Below are 20,287 nucleotides of genomic sequence, written 5' to 3'. Positions count from 1 at the left end.
TATTAGTAAAAATCAGAACATAAATAGCGTATTAAATAATATCCAATTTTTATAACTAGATATTAGAAACCAATAGTTTTACCATCTGGATTACGAGGGTCTGAATAACCATAAAATCCGTCTTCTTTTGCTTGAATAATTTGGATTCGTCCCATAGGTGATTTTACGCTAATTTTATGACCTTTTTGTTCCAATAGTTTGAGAGTATCTGGGCTTAATCCTTCCTCAATACGTAATTCATCGGGTAACCATTGGTGGTGTACTCGGTGTGTAACAATAGCTTCAGCAGGATTCATACCATGATCTACTGTATTTAAAATACTTTGTAATACAGTAGTAATGATTCGAGCACCACCAGGGCTACCAGTCACTAGCCAAGGTTTATCTTTTTTCAGTACTAAGGTTGGTGTCATAGAAGATAGAGGGCGTTTTTTTCCTTCAATAGCGTTAGCATTCCCTCCAATTAAACCAAATGCATTTGCAACACCTGGTTTTGAAGAGAAGTCATCCATTTCATTATTCAGGAGAATGCCTGTACCTTCTGCAACAATGCCACTACCAAAATTAAGATTTAATGTATAAGTTACCGCAACTGCATTACCTTCTTTATCCATTACGGAATAATGGGTTGTTTGATCACTTTCATAAGACTGTGGTTTACCAGGTTTGATGTCAGCAGCTACGCGGGCTTTTTCTTCATCAATGTCTTGGATGAGTGATTTTGCATATTCTTTAGATGTTAGCCCTTTGGCTGGTACTTTAACAAAATCAGGATCACCTAAATATTCAGAGCGATCTGCATAAGCTAGTTTCATTGTTTCGGCGAGATAGTGAATAGTTTTCGCACTATTGGAACCAAATTCATTTAATGGATAGTTTTCTAACATATTGAGAATTTGTACTAAGTGAATTCCACCAGAACTTGGTGGTGGCATTGTTACAATTTTGTATCCACGATAGTCGCCTATAATAGGTTCTCGTTCAATAGCTTGATAGCCTTTCATATCTTCCAATGTGATTAGACCATTATGTTTTTCCATTTCGGCAACAATTTTTTTAGCAATATCTCCTTCATAAAATGCTTTGGAACCTTCCTTTGCAATTTGACGTAATGTATTTGCCAGATCCTTTTGAACTAATAGCTCTCCAGCTATTAAAGGTCTTCCATCTTTGAAAAAGATTTTTTTACTACTTTCCCATTTACCCAATGTTTCTGTTTCGCTTTTTAAGGTATTTGCTAGTGTATTACTCACAACAAAGCCGTCTTCTGCGAGCTTAATAGATGGTTCTAGAATTTTTTCTAGTGGTAAACTTCCCCATTTGTTCAAGGCATATTCCATCCCTGCAACAGTTCCTGGAACACCAACAGAAAAATGGGTATAAAGCGACTTACCATCTATAATATTGCCATTGTTATCAAGATACATATCTCGAGTTGCCTTGTTTGGTGCCATTTCACGAAAATCAACGGTAAAGTTGTTATTACTTTTAGCATCATGTAGAACCATAAAGCCACCACCACCGATATTTCCTGCATTAGGTAATACGACTGCCAAAGCGAATCCCACTGCAATGGCAGCATCAATAGCATTCCCACCTTGTTTTAAAATATCTACGCCTATTTGTGTTGCAAGTTCTTGTTCAGAAGCAACCATGCCATGTTTGCCATAGACAGGATGGAAAATATCTTTACTACTATCATAACGTTGTGCTGCAATTTGTGTCATAGATAATTGAGTATTAGCAGGTGACTCAATGGATAGAGGCAAGGCTAATGCAGCAATCAAACTGTTGAGTAAAAAGTGTTTTTTTATGATTATTTTAAACATAACTATGCTCCTTATTAGTCAATAGAATAACTTTTATTATGCATAAATAATATAAAATTGAAACATTTTTTTAACAAATTTAACTTTTTAAGTGAGTTTTAGAAAAATAAACTAATAGATATGTTATTGAATGGGAAAATAAATTGTGGCTGAAAAGAATTTAAGTTCAACATTAATAAAGTGGATACGAGATATTAAATGGGGGATTTTAATGTCTAAGTTCCAATAGGCTATGCAATGAAATTTGTCTTACTGTTTTGTTGTCTGTGTATTTTCTTATTCCTAGCAAAACTGCTTAAGTAAAGGATCTAAATAATTAAACTTCCATAATTTAGTGTCATTGGATTTTATTTGCAAATTAGAGATTATCTTTACTTTGATATGGGGATATTCCAATCCCCCATATTATTTGTAAATTTTATGATAGATCTAACCGCTTAGTTTTGTTTCCAAACTGTTGGATCTACACCACGTTTGATTAACTCAGGGTGGTCTTCAATGTTAAAGACAGGTTCTTTACCTGCTTTAATCTGTTTTTGGTAGTCTTTTAAGACGAGCCACACAATCGGTGCAAGCAATACGATTGCAATTAAGTTAATCATCGCCATTGATGCCATTACTGTATCTGCAAATGCCCATACAATACCGCCATCTCTCACTGCACCAAAGTACACAAAGAATAATACTAATAGGCGGAATGCCAATACAAAACCTGGTTTATTACGAATATAGCGGATATTGCTTTCTGCATAAGCGTAGTTACCAATAATCGAAGTGTAGCAGAAGAGTAATAAAATAAAGGCAAGGAAGTGTAAACCAAATTCACCAACGTGGAATTCTAATGCTTTTTGCGTTAAAGATACGCCACGCAATGTTTCGCTACCATAATCATTTGACATTAAAATAATGATCGCAGTACAAGTACATACAACGATAGTATCAACAAAAACCCCTAACATTTGAATTAAGCCTTGGCTTGCAGGGTGTTTTGCATCAGATGTTGCTGCCGAGTTTGGCGCAGATCCCATACCTGCTTCATTTGAGAATAGACCACGTTTAATTCCCATTAGCATTGCTTGAGAGAATAATGCACCAAACATACCGCCTGCCATCGCAGAAAAATCAAAGGCACTACTAATGATGTTAGATAATACCGCAGGGACTTTTTCAATATTCATTCCAAGAATGATAACCGCCATAATTAGATAGAATAACGCCATCATAGGCACAACTCGTGCAGACACTTGACCGATACGTTTTACGCCACCAAAGATAATCGCAGCGGTAACAATTACTAAGACAATCCCAACGTAATTTGCATCCCATTTCCACGCATTTTTTGTTGCTTCAACAATGGAGTTCGCTTGTACAGCATTGAATGCGAAGCCAAAAGTAAATATTAATGTGATGGCAAAAGCAACAGCCAACCAAGGTGCTTTTAAACCACGAGAAATATAGTAAGAAGGGCCACCACGAAACATTCCATTTGGATCACGAATTTTATATACCTGTGCGAGAGAAGATTCTGCAAAGGCACTACTCATACCAATTAAGGCAGTGATCCACATCCAAAATACTGCACCAGGACCACCTAATGCGATAGCAGTTGCAACACCACCGATGTTACCAACCCCTACACGGCTTGCTAAGCCAGTGGCAAACGCTTGAAAGGGAGTTAAAGAATCACCACTTGATGCACGCCCAAACCACATTTCACGCAAACTTTGTGGAAGTAAACGTAGTTGAACTAGACCCGTAGAAATTGTGAAAAACAAACCCGTACCTAAAAGTGTAAGAACGGTAATATCCCAAAGTGGACCATCAATATTCTCAACGATCCACTTTAATGTATTTTCAAAGATAGCAACAATGCTTTCCATAAATTAAAGACCTTCTATAAGTTAAGAAAAAGAAAGGCGGTATTTTAATCTTTTTATAGCATTTGAAAAGTTTTTTTATGCGAGTAATTAAAACGATTTATGCTACCTCTTAAATAAGATAGTACTTGTTTCAATAAAACTACTGTGAAAGAGCATTACACCTAACCCAATAAGTAGTAATCCCATTAGTAATTTTAAGGTAAGAACTAACTGTTTACTCTGCTGTACTGAAAGATACCAACGGCTTGTTTGTACTGCCTTATTTCGAGCAAATAACACTAAGCAAGCAAAACAGCTAAGGGTTAGGGCAGTGCCGACAGCCATCATCATTGCAGAGGCAACGCCCCAAAGATACAAGTCTAAAGTGTAGGCTAAGAAAAGCACTAGAATTGCACCAGAGCAGGGGCGTAATCCAATACTAAATACAACAAGCCACATTGATCTCCAATCTTGAATATTATCCATTTCTTTGGCTGAAGGGAGATGTTTATGTCCGCAACCACAGTTTTCAGAATGCTGATGTATTGAGGCTAGACGTGAATTAGAAGAAGGTAAAGGCTGAAGTTTACGAATAATAAGCGGTTTTTTTGGTTGTTTTTTTTGCAAAATAGGGCGTAGGCTTTGCCACAACCAATAGCTACCAAATAAGATCATCAACAGAAAGCTACCCCGTTCCACCCATTTTAACGTGACATTAAAATAGCTACGAGAAAGGGTAAATATAACCACTAAAATAGTCACCAACACGACTGCGACTAAACCTTGTACAAGAGCAGAGAGTAAGGTCACTCGCATAGTTTGTGGGAGCTTAGTTTTTTCTAATGAGAGATAACTGGTTAAAATAAATTTACCGTGTCCAGGGCCAACAGCGTGAAATATTCCGTATAAAAAACTAATTAGCATTAAACTCAAACCCGCTTGTTGTGGAGCTTGCTGAATAGTTTTTAAGGCATTGGATAATTCAAGATTAAAGATTTTTTGCCATTCAGCCACTTCCCAAAGTAGGTAAGGGTAAGCGAAGTAAGTTGCAAAAATCAGTGATAAACCGACCGCTATCCAGCCCCAATGTTGCATTTTTACTGACATACAATACTCACTTTTTGTGCAAATTGTGCCCCAAGAGATAAACTCCGATCTGATGGCATATCTGGTGTTTCGGTTTTATCCAATTTAGAGGCATAAAGTCTAAGTGATTGATTTACTGTCGGTTCTACCATTGATACTTGGCATAAATGCTGTTCTGTGGCGGTAACATCACTCGCTTTTTCATACCCCATATAGAGGTAATAGCTTGGCTCAAAGGTAAAGAGTTTAAATGATTTTCCTTTTACGGTTTGAGGTTGTGCCAGTGCTAATTCAAAATGGTAAACTAAGCGATTATCTTTAATTTCAGCACGAGGATTTACGGGTTTAGCTTTAAATTTGATCGGCTCATTGTTCTCAGTATAAAGTTCACTAAAATAGTGAGATTGAATCGCTGAAATATTGAGTTCTTCGGTAATTTTATTCAGTGCAGCTTTCGGATCTTCGGCAGATTTGACTTCGTAGATAAGTTCAGCAGAGGTAATTTCATCTAATATCCAGCTCATTTCAAAACCTGTTAATTTATCTCCTTTAATCAAAACCTTGTTTTTCATATCTAAAAAAGAGTGAGGGTGTGCAAGAGTAGAAATGCTGAACAAGCTAAAAAGTAGTCCGATAATAAATTTATTCATTAAATAACAGCCCATTTATAAAACTAGATAAGTTATATACAAAAAAGCGAGCAGAAAGTTCTGCTCGCTTCTCAAAAAATTAGATGAGTTGGTCGATAAGCCGAGTTCTGTCGTGGACAATCATTCCTCTAGGCGTATATTCGCATATACGCTCAAGCAACCTACCCGAATCCCAAGCGGGCAACTCGTTGGATTCCTATTTGGTCTTGCTACGAGTGGAGTTTACCTTGCCGTAAGCTGTTGCCAGTTACGCGGTGCGCTCTTACCGCACCCTTTCACCCTTACCAGCCGAAACTGGCGGTCTGCTCTCTGTTGCACTTGTCGTAGGCTCACGCCTCCCAGACGTTATCTGGCACTCTGCCCTGTGTAGCTCGGACTTTCCTCTCGTTTACTTGTCCCCTAGTTTACGCATTCACGAATTTGAGGGCTTCAATAAACCAGCGATTGTCTAACCAACTCAGGGGGGAGAGTATAGCGGATTTGCAAAACATTGCCAAGAAATCACCGCTTATAAATGAAAAAAGCGGATGAAATGTCCGCTTTAAATTTAAAAACACTTTAGTATTTTATACTCAACATTTTGTCTACTTAAAATTCATAACGTACACCAATGTTAAAATTACGACCTAGTGCTGAATAAGTATCCGCATTTTGTCTATTTAAAGTTGCTGTACGATCTGCTGATTCAGAAGAACTTTGAACTGCAAAATATGAAATATCAGACCAATTCCAGTATTTTTTATTGAAAACGTTATTCACATTCGCAGAGAAAGTTAAATTTTTAACTGGTTTCCAGTAAGCACCTAGATCAACAAGATTAACCGAACGGGTTGGATTATAAATACTACCATTAATATCTTTATCCGATTTCGCTCTAATATGAGTGAGTTGAATATCGGCACCAAATTGTTCAGCTTCATAACCCAAACCTGTTTTTAATTTTAAAGGCTGAATGGTATTGATTGGTGATTTTTTCTCTTGCTGTTCCGATTTACCTTTCGCATAAGCAACTCCACCTGAAATAAAGAAGTTATTCCAAGACCATTTAGCATCTGCGGTAATCCCATAAATACGAGCTTTATCTAAATTATGATATTGGATAAATGGGTTAAAGTTACCAGCCTTACTAGATACCCAATCAATAAAGTTACGATATTTATTGTAGTAGCCCACAATGTGATATTGAATATTGTCTGATTTACCTTTCACACCTAAACTAAAGTTATCTGCTGTTTCAGGACGTAAATTTCCATTACCGACCACCGCATATTGATGAACAACACGTCCACCAACTGCAACAGTATTACCAAAAGATGAGGTTAATTGTTGGGCAGATGGTGTTTTAACGCCTCGTGAATATTGGAAATATGGTTGGAATGTATCGTTCATTTTCCAAGCCAGAGTGAGTTTTGGCAAGAATACAGTATGTTTCTGTGCTTTTACCTCCGTATGTTCTGTTGCTGCTTGAATATAGCCTGATTTAGACGGGCTTACACGATAATGTAATACGCCTAAATGTGGAGTGATTGTGAAGTTATTTAATGCAATTTCATCTTCAATATATAGATGTGTTTTAGATTGTTTTGTGTCTGCAGCAGGATCAAAAGTTAATGCTCTTGAACAACTTGAACAAACTAAATCACTTTTTATATGAGAATAGTGATAAGCAAATCCATAACGAATTGCATTTGGAATAGTTGCATCAACTAAACTGGTGAAATTAGAACTTATTCCAAGGTTTTTATTGCTATATTTGCCATTTTCAATACGAGAAGAGCGAATAGAACTACGTTCACGATAATTTTGCGTAATAGCATTTTGATAATAAATATTATTATCTATGCTGTTAATAAAACCTTTATCGTTTTGATATTGATGTCCGAGAGATATTCTAGAACGGCGAGTTTTATCTTCAGTGAAACCTGAAATTTGCTCACCTGTCGATCTATCAATAGAAGAACCATTATTAGATAATAGGGAAGTATCTTTGATTTTTTGTTGATGTTCAAAAGTGAGTTTTAATTGATTTTCATCATTCAAACGGTAAGCGTTTTTAACTAGAACATAACTATTTTTGTAATCTGCAGGATTAGGCTTGGTACGATCACCACCTTCTCCACCTACTTCACCTCGATTACCTTTTTCATTTCCCCACCGAGCAGTGGTTAATACAAGTCCTTGATAATTTTCATTTTTAGCAGCACCTGCAACAGTGCCATAAATAGATTTGTCTGAACTATCGTAACCTGTCGCTACGAAGCCACCAACATTACCCGACTGAATAACATCAGTAGGCTCTAATGTTGCAAAACTGACACTGCCTGACAATGATTGGAAAGAACCACTATGTTGTACTGTTGCAGAACGTAGTGATGTTGGTTCAACACTATTCCCTGCTCCAAAATCTTGTCCGAGTGAAACAAATAATTTGTTCTCTTGAGTTTCAGGAAGTGGAACACCATCAATGTTCATTGCAACGCGATTACCTTGTAATCCTCTAATATTCACACCATCATTACCAGAGCGGCTATTTTGTAAATCATTGACTTGAGAATCAAGTTGGTTGGCAAATAAAGCTTTAAGATCATTTGGCTGTTTACGCTGAATATCTTTTTTGTTGATCAGGGTATTAGTGATTCCTGTATCTACAATACTCTCAGTAACTTTGATTTCAGGTAATACTGCTGTTTGCTCTGCAACAACATTATTTACAGCGAAAGCCGAAGCGATAAAAATAGCAATTTGTTTTTTTCTTAACATCATTTTGAACTCTTCCTTTTAAAACAAATAAACGATAACTATTCTTATTTAAATTCAGGTAAATTGCAATGTTATCTTTATAAATTTTTCAAATTTTTCTATCTATCTTGCCGCTTGTTGCCTACAATATCCCACACTATTCTCTATTTTCGATTTAACACTATGGCAACTTATCTTATTGGTGATCTACACGGTTGTTTTGATGAATTTCAAGCGTTACTAAAAAAAGTTGATTTTAATCCCACTCACGATGAATTATGGCTAACAGGCGATCTGGTTGCTCGTGGTGAAAATTCTCTTGCTTGTTTGCGATTTGTGAAAGATTTGGGTGAAAAAGCAACAGTAGTATTAGGCAACCACGATCTGCATTTACTGGCGACTTTACAAGGTATTAAAAAAGTAAAACCTAAAGATAAAGTCGATGCCATTTTTATGGCTGAAGATCGTGAAGAATTGCAAAATTGGTTGCGTAACCGACCGCTTGTCGCTCAACACTCAACTCATCAATTTATTCTTGCTCACGCAGGGATTAGTCCTGAATGGGATCTTAAAACTACTTTTGCTTGTGCTAATGAAGTCGAAAATATATTAAAGAGTAAAGATTATATTGAGCTTCTCACTCAAATGTATGACAGCCAACCAGATAGCTGGAACGATGATTTAACAGGGATAGCGCGCTGGCGTTATATTATCAATGCTTTTACTCGAATGCGTTTTTGTTATCCAGATAAGCGGTTAGATTTTGAATGTAAATTACCTGTTGAGCAAGCACCTAGCGAATTAAAACCTTGGTTCGAGCTAGATAATCCGCTTTATCAGCAATATCCTATCATTTTCGGACATTGGGCAAGTTTAATTGGTTATCCAACGCCACCAAACATTTATGCCCTAGATACAGGCTGTGTTTGGGGAAATCATCTCACTATCTTACGTTGGGAAGATAAAGCTATCTATACACAACCACGTCTAACTCGCTAAATATGGATTAAAAACAAGCAAATAAAAAGGTAAGCTATTGCCTAAATTTACTTTTTTCATTAGAATTAACCCTGTTTTTACTTACCGAATGCGACTATAGCTCAGTTGGTTAGAGCACCACCTTGACATGGTGGGGGTCACTGGTTCGAGTCCAGCTAGTCGCACCATCTTTTTTAAACACATACTCTCCTAATATAATTAAAATTTCTAGAATATCTTTATAAAATCAAATTAATAGGTGTAATGGATAAAATGGTTGCCGATTTACCAATTACACCCAAATATAGCTAGGAGTGATTATCTGTATGTTGAGTTTGATTATCTACTGATTTGGCTTTACGACTTTTTTTCCACTTCCAAAATACAAAAATTCCACCAACGATTAAAATAACCCAAATTGCCATTTGCCCTTTCTGAATTTGGCGATGTAACCAATCTAAATTTTTTGCTCCGAAGTCGCCCAAATAGACCCAAATTGGCACAGAAATAATTGCAGCAAAGAAATCGACCAAGACAAAACGAGTAAAAGTAACTTTACGAGTAATGCCCGATACTAAATAAACCACTGCTCGAAGCCCTGGTAAAAAACGGGCTACAAATAAGAGTTTCCAGCCTTCCTTTTCAAAGCGATCCTGTACTGTTGCAAAACGTTCAGGGGTTGCAATGTTACGAATAAGCGGGAATTTTAAGATCTTTTCACCGTAAATTCGCCCAAGCCAATACATTGTGCTATCGCCAACTAATACACCAATCATACTAACAACAAGCATCCAGTGTACGTTTGTATAGCCTAAGCCAGAGATGACACCGCCTGATACGAGTGTAATATCTTCAGGAATAGGTACACCAAATCCACAAATTAACAGTACAAAAAATACCGCAAAGTAGCCGTAGCTACTAAAAAATTCAATTAGTAATTCCATTACAATTCCTCTTATTGATTTAAGTTTCGGACAGAACTACGCACAACGAGTTCAGGATAAAATTCTAAGACCTTAGGTTCGTGGCTTTGTTCATTATGTTGAATACGTTCAAGCAGTAAATCTAATGCCATCTGTCCTAAACGTGTTTTAGATTGATGAATGGTGGTAAGTGGCGGAGCATAGAATCGTGAGTTATGAATATTATCGTAACCAATAATAGAAATATCTTGCGGTACAGATAGCCCTTTTTCTGTAATGGCAGAAATTGCCCCTAAAGCAACGACATCACAAGCACAAACAACAGCCGTAGGTAGTTTTTCTTGTTTAAGTAAATTATTCATACTTTCATAGCCTGCTTCGGGTTCAAAATCATTTTCACAAATCCACTCGTCTCGAATAAGCAAACCTGCATCTGTCATCGCTTTAACAAAACCATCAAAGCGAGCCTTAGCCGTTGTTTTAAATAGATCGCCAGTGATAATCGCAATATCTCGATGTCCATTTTCAATTAAATGGCGAGTTGCCATATAACCACCATCAAAACTATGGTCTTGAATGCGATCACTTTGCTCATCGTTTGGTCCCCAATCCATTACCACCATTGGTACATTTGTACCATTAAAGAGTGCAAATGAATTTTCAGTATATTCCGAACACATTACTAAAATACCATCAACCCGTTTTTTAACTAACATATCTAAATGGTTTTGGATTTTTTCAGGCTGGTTTTGTGTATTACAGAGGAATAATGAATAGCCTTTCTGATAACAATATTCTTCCACAGCTAATACAATTTCAGCGAAATACGGGGCTTCACTGGTTGTGATGATCATTCCGATTGATTTAGTGGTGTTCACCTTTAAACTACGGGCAACGGCACTTGGGGAATAATTTAATTCAGCAACAGCTTGCCAAACAATTTTTGTGGTATCTTCCGATACAAAACGTGTTTTATTGATCACGTGAGAGACTGTCGTTGTGGACACGCCTGCTAATTTGGCAACATCTTTAATCGTAGCCATTCAAAATTCCTCACAATAAAAAATTGAGCTATTATAGCCAATTTTGCAAAATGCTAAAACAAAATCACCGCTTGCATTGCATTTTTAGTAAATCCTTTTAAAATAGCACGATTATTTATTATTTTGAAAGGAGATGGTATGGGTACTTTTGGTTATTCGATGTTAGCAGTTGCACTTGCTTTAGGTATGATCGTAGCATTTGCAATTAATATTTTCTAAGTTAGGAATTTTTCAATGAGAGCGTCATTTGACGCTCTTTCTTTTTATCTCTTTTTATTCACTTATGGCTAAACTTACTTTTGCATCTTTGGCGTTTAATGCAACGCAAACTCCCGTTTCAGAACAGTTTGACGATATTTATTTTTCTACTCAAGACGGATTGGCAGAGAGCTATTATGTTTTTCAAGAAGGCAATCAACTTTGGCAAAAATGGCAAGATCATACAAGATCTGCATTTGTCATTGCGGAAACAGGCTTTGGTACAGGATTAAATTTTTTAGCTGTTGCAGAAAAATTTCAACAATTTCAGCAGACATATCCTAATTCGCCATTAAAACGGCTCTATTTTATTTCCTTTGAAAAATTTCCATTAACGGCAAATCAATTAAGCGATATTCATCAACTATATCCACAGTTTGCAAAATTCTCTCAGCAACTGACCGCTTATTGGCAACCTCGTCAAGTTGGTTGTCAGCGTTATCATTTTGAACAGATCTATTTAGATATTTGGTTTGGTGAAATGGCGGAGAATTTGGAACAACTAGGCGATAGTTATAATAGTTTAGTCGATTGTTGGTTTTTAGATGGTTTTTCGCCAGATAAAAATCCAGAAATGTGGAATAGTGGGTTATATCAAGCAATGTTTCGTTTAACTCAAAATGGAGGGAGTTTTGCGACATTTACTGCCTCAAGTGCAGTAAGGAAAGGGCTACAAGCGGTAGGTTTTGATGTGAAGAAACGCAAGGGCTTTGGTAAAAAACGAGAAATGTTATGGGGTGAAAAACCGCAGGAAAGTCTAGACACCACTTTACAATATCCTTATTTTTACGCCAATCATTCTGTTGAGTGTGATGATATTGCTATTATTGGTGGGGGCGTGGCAAGTTTATTTCTTGCCTATTCACTATTAGAAAAAGGTAAAAAAGTTACCCTATATTGCCAAGATGAACAAGTTGCTCAAAATGCGTCAGGTAATCAACAAGGGGCAATTTATCCCCAATTAAGTGATGATGATGAGCGGAATATTCGCTTTTATGTGCATAGCTTTGATTATGCTTTGCAACGCTTAAAACAACTTACACAAGCGGTGGAATTCGAACACCAATTTACAGGTGTGGCTCTCTATGCGTATAACGAAAAAACAGCACAAAAATTAGCTAAAATGGCTGAGCAAGATTGGGATCATTCCCTTTATCAGCTTTATGATGCAAAACAGCTGAGTGAAAAAATTGGTTTGCCTGTTCAAAATGGCGGAGCTTTTATTGAACAAGGGGGCTGGCTCTCGCCTATTCAACTAGTACAAAATGGCATTGCTTATTTACAAACTAAAGGGTTAAATCTCGTTTTAAATCATCAGGTTAGAGATTTAACTTGGCAGAAAAACAGTTGGCAATGGCAACAAGGCGGGCAAGTATTTCGCCATTCGGTTGTGGTATTGGCGAATGGGCATCAGCTTAAAGCGTTTAAACAAACAGACGGAATTCCCCTTTATCCTGTGCGTGGACAAGTTAGTCAAGTGCCAACCAATACGGCATTAAGCACCTTAAAATGTGTGGTGTGTTATGACGGTTACATCACACCAGTATCTGCATCTCAAACCCATTGTATTGGTGCGAGTCATTTGCGAGATAATGCTGATATAGCATTTAGTTTGGCTGAACATCAGCAAAATATTGCAAAACTTCAGCAAAATCTAACCGCTTGTGATTGGACATTGAATATCGACAGTACCGAAAACAAAGGAAAAGTTGGGATTCGGGCTGCTTTTCGTGATCGAGTGCCAATGGTTGGTTCTGTACCAGATTTTTCGACACAAAAAAGACAATTTCAGAATCTGTATAATCAACTTCGCCGTAAAGAGCCTATTGAACAGGCAGAAAATTACCCAAACCTTTATTTAATTGGAGGGCTTGGCTCTCGTGGGCTAACTACCGCACCACTATTAGGGGAATTACTGGCAAGTCAAATTTGCCAAGAGCCATTACCGATAAGCCAAGATATTTTACACACACTTAGCCCGAATCGGAGTTGGATACGCCAGTTAGTAAAAGGGAGAAAAGTAGAATAATTTAAGAAAGAGATGACTATCTTGAAAAAAAGCCCCTATATTAGGGGCTACTCGGAAAGCAAATTTATGAAATCGGTTGTTGAACACAACACTTGTTTTTGGTTTGTATAGACTACGTCAAGTTATTCAATTTTTCAAATTCTATTTTTTAAAACAAGTGATTTTTTACTAACTTTGTGATCTACTTCATATTTTTAATATTATAAACGACGAGCTTGCCAGAAAGTGCGAGACCAGTAAGGGGAATTCATATCAGAGTAAATAACACCACCCTTAGTTGAAGCGTGTAAGAATTGACCATTCTTTACATAAACACCAACATGTTTTCCATTTGGTCCTCTCCCTGTTTTGAAAAAGACTAAATCGCCAGTGCGTAATTCAGATTTTGAAATACGATCCCCTTCTTTCGCTTGCTCAGATGTAGTTCTTGGCAAATCAATCCCAAACAGATCGCGAAAAGTAACTTGCATAAACCCTGAACAGTCAATACCATCGCGAGATATCCCTCCTAAACGATATCGAGTACCTTTCCATTGGTGTTGTTGTTCACTTAAACTACTAATCGCAATAATTGGATCAGATAAGCTACCGGGAGTATTTCGGTATATTTTAGAAGCCGTTGGTTTTATTCTATCTGAGTTACTACAACCTGTAATAATGAATAGAGAGAAACACACAGCACTGATAAGTGTTGTCTTCTTAACAGAGAAAACCATTTTATTTCCTTCTAAAAAGGCATTTGTGATTAAATACCTTTGAATTACTAAATATTAGCTTTTAACTTTGGCACTTTCTACTCGCTGACGCAGTTTCTGACCAGCTTTAAATACTACCACTCGTCTTGCGGAAACTGCGACATCTTCACCCGTTTTAGGGTTTCTTCCTGGACGTGCTTTTTTATCACGAACAGAGAAATTACCAAAACCAGAGAGTTTTACTTCTTCACCTTTTTCAAGGGAAAGACGGATTTCTTCAAAAAATTGCTCAACAAACTCTTTGGCAGTGCGTTTATCTAACCCACAGTTTTCGACAAGGTTTTCTGCAATTTCAATTTTGGTCAGTGCCATAGTATGCTCCTTACTTCTAATCTCTTAGATAAGCATTAAATTTTTGTGCTAATGCTGCTAATACGTTTTGAATAACATTACTAATTTCTTCTTCTTCAAGGGTTTTTTCTTTATCTTGAATGGTTAAGCTAATCGCTAGGCTCTTTTTACCTTCAGCTAAATTACTGCCTTGGTAAACATCAAATAAATTAACTGCAACTAATTTATCACCGCCAGCTTTACGACATTCCGCTAATACTTCACCTGCAGCAATGGTGCTATCCACAACAACAGCAATATCACGTTTATTGGCAGGGAAGCGAGAAACTTCTTTTGCACTTGGTACAGAGCGTTCAGCAATCGCAGATGCTAGAAGTTCAAAAACAACAGGTTTACCAGATAATCCTAATTTTTGGATTACTTTAGGGTGTACCGTACCGATAAAACCGATTTCTTCACCATCAAGCATAATTGCCGCAGATTGCCCAGGATGGAGTGCTGGATATTGTTTTGCGACAAAACTCAATTTATCTTTGATTGATGTTAAAGAGAGAATTCGTTCTAAATCACCTTTTAAGTCAAAGAAATCTACATTTTCTGCTTTATGTTCCCAATGTGTTGGGCGTTTATCACCAACAATCGCTGCACCAAAAACTAACTCTTGGCGGATACCATTCTCTGCATTTGCATCAGGGATAAAACGTAAACCGCTTTCAAAAATACGTACGCGACTTTGTTGGCGGTTTTGGTTATAGGCAATAGTCTCAAGTAAGCCTGTTAGGAGTGATACTCGCATTGCCGACATTTCGCTTGAGATCGGGTTTGGTAAAATAAGTGCTTCTTGTTCAGGGTGAAGTAATTCTTGCGTTTTAGGATCAACAAAGCTATAAGTGATAACTTCTTGGTAATCGCTATCAACTAATGCTGTTCTAATACGAATGGCTTCTAACATTTTTTCTGGCACGCCTTTCATTTGAAGGTGTGCAAGCGGTGCGTTGTTCGGAATGCTGTTATAGCCATAAATACGAGCGACTTCTTCAATCAGATCTTCTTCAATCTCAATATCAAAACGCCAACTTGGAGATTTCACTGTCCAAGTATCGTTTGCATATTCAGTTTCAAAGCCTAAACGGTTGAAAATATCAGTAACTGTTTCTGTGGCAATATGATGACCTAATAAGCTGTCTAGCTTACTACGGCGTAAAGTAACCGTATTGGATTTTGGTAAATGCTCTTGGCTAGTTGCTTCAACAATTTCACCTGCTTCTCCACCGCAAATTTCAAGTAATAATGCAGTTGCTCTTTCCATTGCTTTGCGTGGGAGTTCGTAATCGACACCACGTTCAAAGCGGTGAGATGAATCGGTATGTAAGCCATATTGTCTTGCTCTGCCTGTAATTGCAAGTGGGGCGAAGAAAGCAGCTTCTAAAATGACATCTTTTGTCTCACTGCTTACTCCGCTCGCTAATCCACCAAAAATACCAGCCATTGCAAGCGGTCCGTTTTGGTCTGCAATTAGCAAAGTGTTATCTTGTAATTTTGCTGTTGAGCCATCTAATAAAACAAGTTCTTCCCCTTGTTTAGCTAGGCGAACTTGTACTGGCTGAGCAATCTTTTCCATATCAAAAGCGTGCATTGGTTGTCCAAGTTCAAGCAAACTTAAATTGGTAATATCTACAATCGGATCGATTGAACGTAATCCACAACGGCGTAGTTTTTCTTGTAGCCATAGAGGTGATTGAGCATTAACATTCACACCTTTTACAACACGCAATAAATAACGTGGGCAGGCTTCTGGTGCTTGTAATTCAATTGTAACTTTATCTGAGATAGTTGCTTTAACGGCATCTACAGTTAGGGTACGAACTGGTTCTTGGTTAATTACACCCACTTCACGAGCAATACCCGCAATACTAAGACAGTCAGCTCTGTTTGGGGTTAAACTAATTTCAATCGCTTTATCATTAAGTTGTAAGTAGTTGCGGAAATCTTCGCCAATAGGTGCATCAGCAGGTAATTCAATAATACCGTCTTGTTCAACTTTAATACCTAATTCAGCGAAAGAGCAGAGCATACCTTCAGAAGGCTGACCGCGTAATTTTGTTTTTTTAATTTTAAAATCACCTGGTAATACCGCACCTTCGGTCGCACAAGCAACTTTTAAACCTTGACGGCAATTCGGCGCACCGCAAACAATGTCTAATAAACGCTCTCCGCCCACATTGACTTTGGTTACACGCAATTTATCAGCATCTGGGTGTTGTGCACATTCAACAACTTCACCAACAACAACCCCTGAAAACTCACCAGCAATGGCTTCTACATCATCAACTTCTAAGCCTAACATTGTGATTTGGTCGCATAGCGTTTCTGTACTAATAGCTGGATTTACCCATTCACGCAACCAAGATTCATTAAATTTCATTTATCTCTACCTCGAATTCGTGATAGGTTTTATTTGATGGTAAAACCTATCTTAATTTGCAAAATTTTTTAATTATCTAACCGCTTTTACTTGAATTGTTTTAAGAAACGGAGATCATTTTCAAAGAATGAACGTAAATCAGTTACGTTATAGCGTAACATTGTTAAACGCTCAACACCCATTCCCACCGCAAAGCCAGAGTATTCATTCGGATCAATTCCCACGTTGCGTAGCACATTCGGGTGAACCATTCCACAGCCTAATACTTCTAGCCATTTGCCATTTTTACCCATTACATCCACCTCTGCTGATGGCTCAGTAAATGGGAAGTAAGAAGGGCGGAAACGTACTTGAAGATCTTCTTCAAAAAAGGCTCGTAAGAAATCGTGTAGCAACCCTTTTAATTCAGTAAAGTTTGCTTTCTTATCCACGTAAAGTAATTCAATTTGATGGAACATTGGTGTGTGGGTTTGATCGTAGTCATTACGATAAACACGTCCTGGTGCCATAATGCGAATAGGTGGTTGCATTTTTTCCATTGTGCGAATTTGTACGCCTGAAGTTTGTGTACGCAATAAACGTTGAGCGTCAAACCAGAAAGTATCGTGATCAGCACGAGCAGGGTGGTGAGTAGGAATATTTAATGCGTCAAAATTATAGTAATCAGTTTCAATTTCAGGACCTTTTTCTACGCTGAACCCTAACTCGGCAAAAAACTTAACTACACGCTCAATGGTAATTGAAACTGGGTGTAAACCGCCTAATTCGGTTTTTCGTCCTGGTAAGCTCACGTCAATACGTTCATTGGCTAATTTAGCATTGAGTTCATCGGCTTCTAACTGTTCTTTTTTGCTGTTTAGAGCATCTTGAGCTTTTTGTTTTGCTTCATTGATTTTAGCACCAACAGCTGGGCGTTCTTCAGCAGGAACATCTCGTAACCCTTGCATTAACAGAGTAAAATGCCCTTTTTTACCAAAATATTCTACTCGTAGTGCTTCAAGGCTTGCTACGTCATCGGCTTGTGTAATGGTATCGATTGCTTGTGCAACAATATTATCTAGGTTTTGCATACCTATCCTCTAAATTTGTTTAAAAATAATACAGTAATCTGTTTTTTGACAATAATTTCTGAATAGTAATACTTCTCACCAGAATTGTAAATTTAAAAATCGAATGTATTAGGACTAAATCCTTGATTTTCCAATATCTAAATGATGATAGAAGATAGAATATTTAGTTTAAAAACAGGCATAAATATAGTCCATTTTTAGGTAAAAAAAATATAAAAACTAACCGATTATTAGTGAAAAATACGTTTTAATTCGTGATCTTCCTATCAACATCAAGTAGAATTAGCACTAATTTGATTCATTTCAATCTTATTTTTTGTATTAACTAAATTGGAGATGTCATTATGGCAATGAATAATATTTTAGGATTATTCGCCCATTCGCCACTTAAACCGTTACAAAAACATTCAAAAAAAGTAACTGAGTGTTGTGGTTTATTAATTCCTTTCTTTGAAGCAACTTTCCAAAATCGTTGGGAAGATGCTGAAGAAATCCGCCGTCAAATTATTGATTTAGAACGCAGAGCAGATTCGCTTAAACGTGAAATTCGTTTAAAACTGCCTCGTGGTTTATTTATGCCCGTTGAGCGTACAGACTTGTTAGAGTTAGTAACACAATTAGATAAATTAGCAAATTATGCTAAAGATATTTCAGGTCGTGTTATTGGTCGCCAGTTATTGATCCCTGTTGAAATGCAGCCTTCTTTCTTACATTTTCTTTCTCGTAGTCTTGATGCAACGATTCAATCAGATAAAGTTATCAACGAAATGGATCAGCTACTTGAAACAGGATTTCGTGGTCGTGAGTTGAATTTTGTGAATAATATGATTTTGGAATTAGATACCATAGAAGATGATACAGATCAGCTACAAATTGTATTACGCAAAGCATTACTAAGTATTGAGAGTGCACATAATCCGATTGATGTTATGTTCTTATACAAAATTATTGAATGGATCGGGGTATTAGCCGACCAAGCTCAACGTGTTGGCTCTCGCATTGAACTAATGCTAGCCCGTTCATAATTATAGAGGAATAAACAATGGAACTGATTAATCAATACGGTTTTATGATCGTGCTTGTTACGGCTGTCTTTGGTTTTATTATGGCTTTTGGTATTGGTGCGAACGATGTAGCAAATGCGATGGGAACATCTGTTGGTTCGGGTACAATTACTGCAAAGCAAGCCGTTTATATCGCATTAGTATTTGAATTTGCGGGGGCTTATCTTGCAGGTGGCGAAGTGGCAGAAACCATTAAAAGTGGAATTATTGCATCAGATGCTTTCGTTGGGCAGCCTGATGTCTTAGTCCTTGGTATGATGGCATCATTATTTGCTGCTGGCGTATGGTTACTAGTGGCATCTCAAAAAGGTTGGCCTGTATCAACAACGCACTCAATTATTGGGGCAATTGTTGGTTTTGCTTGCGTTACTGTTGGTACTGAAGCTGTGCAATGGTCTCAGTTTGGTGGAATTGTTGGTAGTTGGTTTATTACCCCTGTGATTGCAGGTTTAGTTGCTTTTTTCATCTTTATTTCAACTCAGAAATTAATCTTTGATACAGAAAAACCACTAGCTAATGCACAAAAATATGCACCTTATTATGCAGGTTTAACAGTATTTATTATTTGTGTTGTTACTTTAGATAAAGGTTTAAAACACGTTGGACTAGAATTAAAATATATTCAAACGGTTATTCTTGGTTTAGTACTTGCAGTTATTTCGACTATTGCTTGTTTCTTCTACTTACGCAGTCAATCATTTATTTCTCGCTTACAAAGTGGCGGATTTAGTGGTGTAGAGAAAGTTTTTAGTATTTTGATGCTGATTACTGCTTGTGCAATGGCGTTTGCTCACGGTTCAAACGATGTAGCTAATGCGATTGGGCCTTTAGCTGCTGTTGTTTCTATCGTTGATCACGGTGGTGTTATTGAAGGTAAAACTGTAATGGCACCTTGGATTTTACCTCTAGGTGCAGTAGGTATTGCTGTAGGTTTGGCTGTAATGGGACATAAAGTAATGAGTACTATTGGTACGGGTATTACGGACCTAACACCAAGCCGAGGTTTTGCTGCACAATTTTCCTGTGCGATTACCGTAGTATTAGCATCTGGAACTGGTTTACCTATCTCAACTACTCAAACATTAGTTGGTGCGGTATTAGGGGTTGGCTTTGCACGTGGTATTGCTGCATTAAATTTAGGTGTAATCAGAAATATTGTTGCATCCTGGGTCATTACCTTACCAGCAGGTGCAATACTTTCAATTATTATTTATTATATTTTACGTGCTATTTTTTAATTGTAGCTAATTTCTAGAAAAGTGCGATGTTCGCACTTTTCTTTTCTCTA

15 protein-coding genes, 1 tRNA gene and 1 other RNA gene are annotated in these 20,287 nt (G+C 37.2%); 5 read left to right on the top strand and 12 right to left on the bottom strand.

The features are described from left to right. Nucleotides 1-62 precede the first annotated feature (62 nt). The 6 genes from ggt to ACWIW0_RS07925 all read right to left on the bottom strand — a co-directional run bounded on the left by ggt (nt 63) and on the right by ACWIW0_RS07925 (nt 8,187). Nucleotides 63-1,829: a gamma-glutamyltransferase gene (gene ggt / locus ACWIW0_RS07950; protein WP_454452888.1), complete on the bottom strand. Its 1,767-nt coding sequence runs from the start codon at nt 1,827-1,829 to the stop codon at nt 63-65. Between the two features lie 437 nt (nt 1,830-2,266). After that, nucleotides 2,267-3,709 (bottom strand): alanine/glycine:cation symporter family protein, encoded by a 1,443-nt coding sequence (locus ACWIW0_RS07945; protein ID WP_454452887.1) that lies wholly within the window; start codon nt 3,707-3,709, stop codon nt 2,267-2,269. 102 nt (nt 3,710-3,811) lie between these two features. Further along, nucleotides 3,812-4,795: a nickel/cobalt transporter gene (locus tag ACWIW0_RS07940; RefSeq protein ID WP_454452886.1), complete on the bottom strand. Its 984-nt coding sequence runs from the start codon at nt 4,793-4,795 to the stop codon at nt 3,812-3,814. Continuing rightward, complete coding sequence (locus ACWIW0_RS07935; RefSeq protein ID WP_454452885.1) at nt 4,786-5,346, bottom strand: DUF1007 family protein; 561 nt, start codon at nt 5,344-5,346, stop codon at nt 4,786-4,788. Before ACWIW0_RS07935 ends, ACWIW0_RS07940 begins: the two co-directional genes overlap by 10 nt. Nucleotides 5,347-5,504: 158 nt before the next feature. Continuing rightward, nucleotides 5,505-5,884, bottom strand: an RNA gene (gene rnpB / locus ACWIW0_RS07930) — RNase P RNA component class A. A gap of 128 nt (nt 5,885-6,012) precedes the next feature. Next, nucleotides 6,013-8,187 (bottom strand): TonB-dependent hemoglobin/transferrin/lactoferrin family receptor, encoded by a 2,175-nt coding sequence (locus tag ACWIW0_RS07925; protein ID WP_454452884.1) that lies wholly within the window; start codon nt 8,185-8,187, stop codon nt 6,013-6,015. Nucleotides 8,188-8,346: 159 nt separating this feature from the next. Between ACWIW0_RS07925 and apaH the strand changes: the two genes are divergently transcribed. Continuing rightward, nucleotides 8,347-9,162 (top strand): bis(5'-nucleosyl)-tetraphosphatase (symmetrical) ApaH, encoded by an 816-nt coding sequence (gene apaH, locus ACWIW0_RS07920; RefSeq protein ID WP_454452883.1) that lies wholly within the window; start codon nt 8,347-8,349, stop codon nt 9,160-9,162. Between the two features lie 90 nt (nt 9,163-9,252). Then, nucleotides 9,253-9,329, top strand: a tRNA-Val gene (locus ACWIW0_RS07915). A 120-nt stretch (nt 9,330-9,449) separates the two neighbouring features. Here ACWIW0_RS07915 and ACWIW0_RS07910 read toward each other — a convergent pair. Both ACWIW0_RS07910 and purR read right to left on the bottom strand, forming a co-directional pair. After that, entirely contained in the window at nt 9,450-10,085 is a 636-nt protein-coding gene (locus ACWIW0_RS07910; RefSeq protein WP_454452882.1) for a DedA family protein, read from the bottom strand. Between the two features lie 11 nt (nt 10,086-10,096). Next, complete coding sequence (purR, locus tag ACWIW0_RS07905; RefSeq protein WP_454452881.1) at nt 10,097-11,107, bottom strand: HTH-type transcriptional repressor PurR; 1,011 nt, start codon at nt 11,105-11,107, stop codon at nt 10,097-10,099. Nucleotides 11,108-11,390: 283 nt separating this feature from the next. Between purR and mnmC the strand changes: the two genes are divergently transcribed. Further along, nucleotides 11,391-13,394 (top strand): bifunctional tRNA (5-methylaminomethyl-2-thiouridine)(34)-methyltransferase MnmD/FAD-dependent 5-carboxymethylaminomethyl-2-thiouridine(34) oxidoreductase MnmC, encoded by a 2,004-nt coding sequence (gene mnmC, locus ACWIW0_RS07900; protein WP_454452880.1) that lies wholly within the window; start codon nt 11,391-11,393, stop codon nt 13,392-13,394. A 200-nt stretch (nt 13,395-13,594) separates the two neighbouring features. On the opposite strand, the gene ACWIW0_RS07895 is transcribed toward mnmC, so the two are convergent. The 4 genes from ACWIW0_RS07895 to pheS all read right to left on the bottom strand — a co-directional run bounded on the left by ACWIW0_RS07895 (nt 13,595) and on the right by pheS (nt 17,935). Beyond that, entirely contained in the window at nt 13,595-14,110 is a 516-nt protein-coding gene (locus tag ACWIW0_RS07895) for an NlpC/P60 family protein (protein ID WP_454452879.1), read from the bottom strand. Nucleotides 14,111-14,164: 54 nt separating this feature from the next. Further along, on the bottom strand, nt 14,165-14,461 hold the full coding sequence (locus ACWIW0_RS07890; protein WP_454447253.1) for an integration host factor subunit alpha: 297 nt from the start codon (nt 14,459-14,461) through the stop codon (nt 14,165-14,167). Nucleotides 14,462-14,477: 16 nt separating this feature from the next. Further along, complete coding sequence (pheT, locus tag ACWIW0_RS07885) at nt 14,478-16,865, bottom strand: phenylalanine--tRNA ligase subunit beta (RefSeq protein WP_454452878.1); 2,388 nt, start codon at nt 16,863-16,865, stop codon at nt 14,478-14,480. 86 nt (nt 16,866-16,951) lie between these two features. Next, nucleotides 16,952-17,935 carry a phenylalanine--tRNA ligase subunit alpha gene (pheS, locus tag ACWIW0_RS07880; protein WP_454452877.1) on the bottom strand — a complete coding sequence of 328 codons (984 nt, stop codon included), beginning with the start codon at nt 17,933-17,935 and terminating at the stop codon, nt 16,952-16,954. A gap of 344 nt (nt 17,936-18,279) precedes the next feature. On the opposite strand from pheS, the gene ACWIW0_RS07875 reads away from it, so the two are divergent. Together ACWIW0_RS07875 and ACWIW0_RS07870 are read left to right on the top strand one after the other, a co-directional pair. Then, nucleotides 18,280-18,960 (top strand): TIGR00153 family protein, encoded by a 681-nt coding sequence (locus ACWIW0_RS07875; protein WP_454452876.1) that lies wholly within the window; start codon nt 18,280-18,282, stop codon nt 18,958-18,960. A gap of 17 nt (nt 18,961-18,977) precedes the next feature. Then, nucleotides 18,978-20,237, top strand: a complete 1,260-nt coding sequence (locus tag ACWIW0_RS07870) for an inorganic phosphate transporter (RefSeq protein WP_454452875.1) — start codon at nt 18,978-18,980, stop codon at nt 20,235-20,237. Nucleotides 20,238-20,287 lie beyond the last annotated feature (50 nt).

This window comes from Ursidibacter sp. B-7004-1 (assembly GCF_053654055.1).
This window is presented reverse-complemented; position numbering and strand designations above follow the sequence as displayed.

Excerpts from the sequence above, each read along its gene's own strand:
- ACWIW0_RS07910 (WP_454452882.1), bottom strand. The coding sequence starts at position 10,085 with ATGGAATTACTAATTGAATTTTTTAGTAGCTACGGCTACTTTGCGGTA.
- ACWIW0_RS07945 (WP_454452887.1), bottom strand. The coding sequence starts at position 3,709 with ATGGAAAGCATTGTTGCTATCTTTGAAAATACATTAAAGTGGATCGTT.
- ACWIW0_RS07875 (WP_454452876.1), top strand. The coding sequence starts at position 18,280 with ATGGCAATGAATAATATTTTAGGATTATTCGCCCATTCGCCACTTAAA.
- ACWIW0_RS07870 (WP_454452875.1), top strand. The coding sequence starts at position 18,978 with ATGGAACTGATTAATCAATACGGTTTTATGATCGTGCTTGTTACGGCT.
- mnmC (WP_454452880.1), top strand. The coding sequence starts at position 11,391 with ATGGCTAAACTTACTTTTGCATCTTTGGCGTTTAATGCAACGCAAACT.
- ACWIW0_RS07890 (WP_454447253.1), bottom strand. The coding sequence starts at position 14,461 with ATGGCACTGACCAAAATTGAAATTGCAGAAAACCTTGTCGAAAACTGT.
- ACWIW0_RS07925 (WP_454452884.1), bottom strand. The coding sequence starts at position 8,187 with ATGATGTTAAGAAAAAAACAAATTGCTATTTTTATCGCTTCGGCTTTC.
- purR (WP_454452881.1), bottom strand. The coding sequence starts at position 11,107 with ATGGCTACGATTAAAGATGTTGCCAAATTAGCAGGCGTGTCCACAACG.
- ggt (WP_454452888.1), bottom strand. The coding sequence starts at position 1,829 with ATGTTTAAAATAATCATAAAAAAACACTTTTTACTCAACAGTTTGATT.
- apaH (WP_454452883.1), top strand. The coding sequence starts at position 8,347 with ATGGCAACTTATCTTATTGGTGATCTACACGGTTGTTTTGATGAATTT.
- ACWIW0_RS07935 (WP_454452885.1), bottom strand. The coding sequence starts at position 5,346 with ATGAAAAACAAGGTTTTGATTAAAGGAGATAAATTAACAGGTTTTGAA.
- pheT (WP_454452878.1), bottom strand. The coding sequence starts at position 16,865 with ATGAAATTTAATGAATCTTGGTTGCGTGAATGGGTAAATCCAGCTATT.
- pheS (WP_454452877.1), bottom strand. The coding sequence starts at position 17,935 with ATGCAAAACCTAGATAATATTGTTGCACAAGCAATCGATACCATTACA.
- ACWIW0_RS07895 (WP_454452879.1), bottom strand. The coding sequence starts at position 14,110 with ATGGTTTTCTCTGTTAAGAAGACAACACTTATCAGTGCTGTGTGTTTC.
- ACWIW0_RS07940 (WP_454452886.1), bottom strand. The coding sequence starts at position 4,795 with ATGTCAGTAAAAATGCAACATTGGGGCTGGATAGCGGTCGGTTTATCA.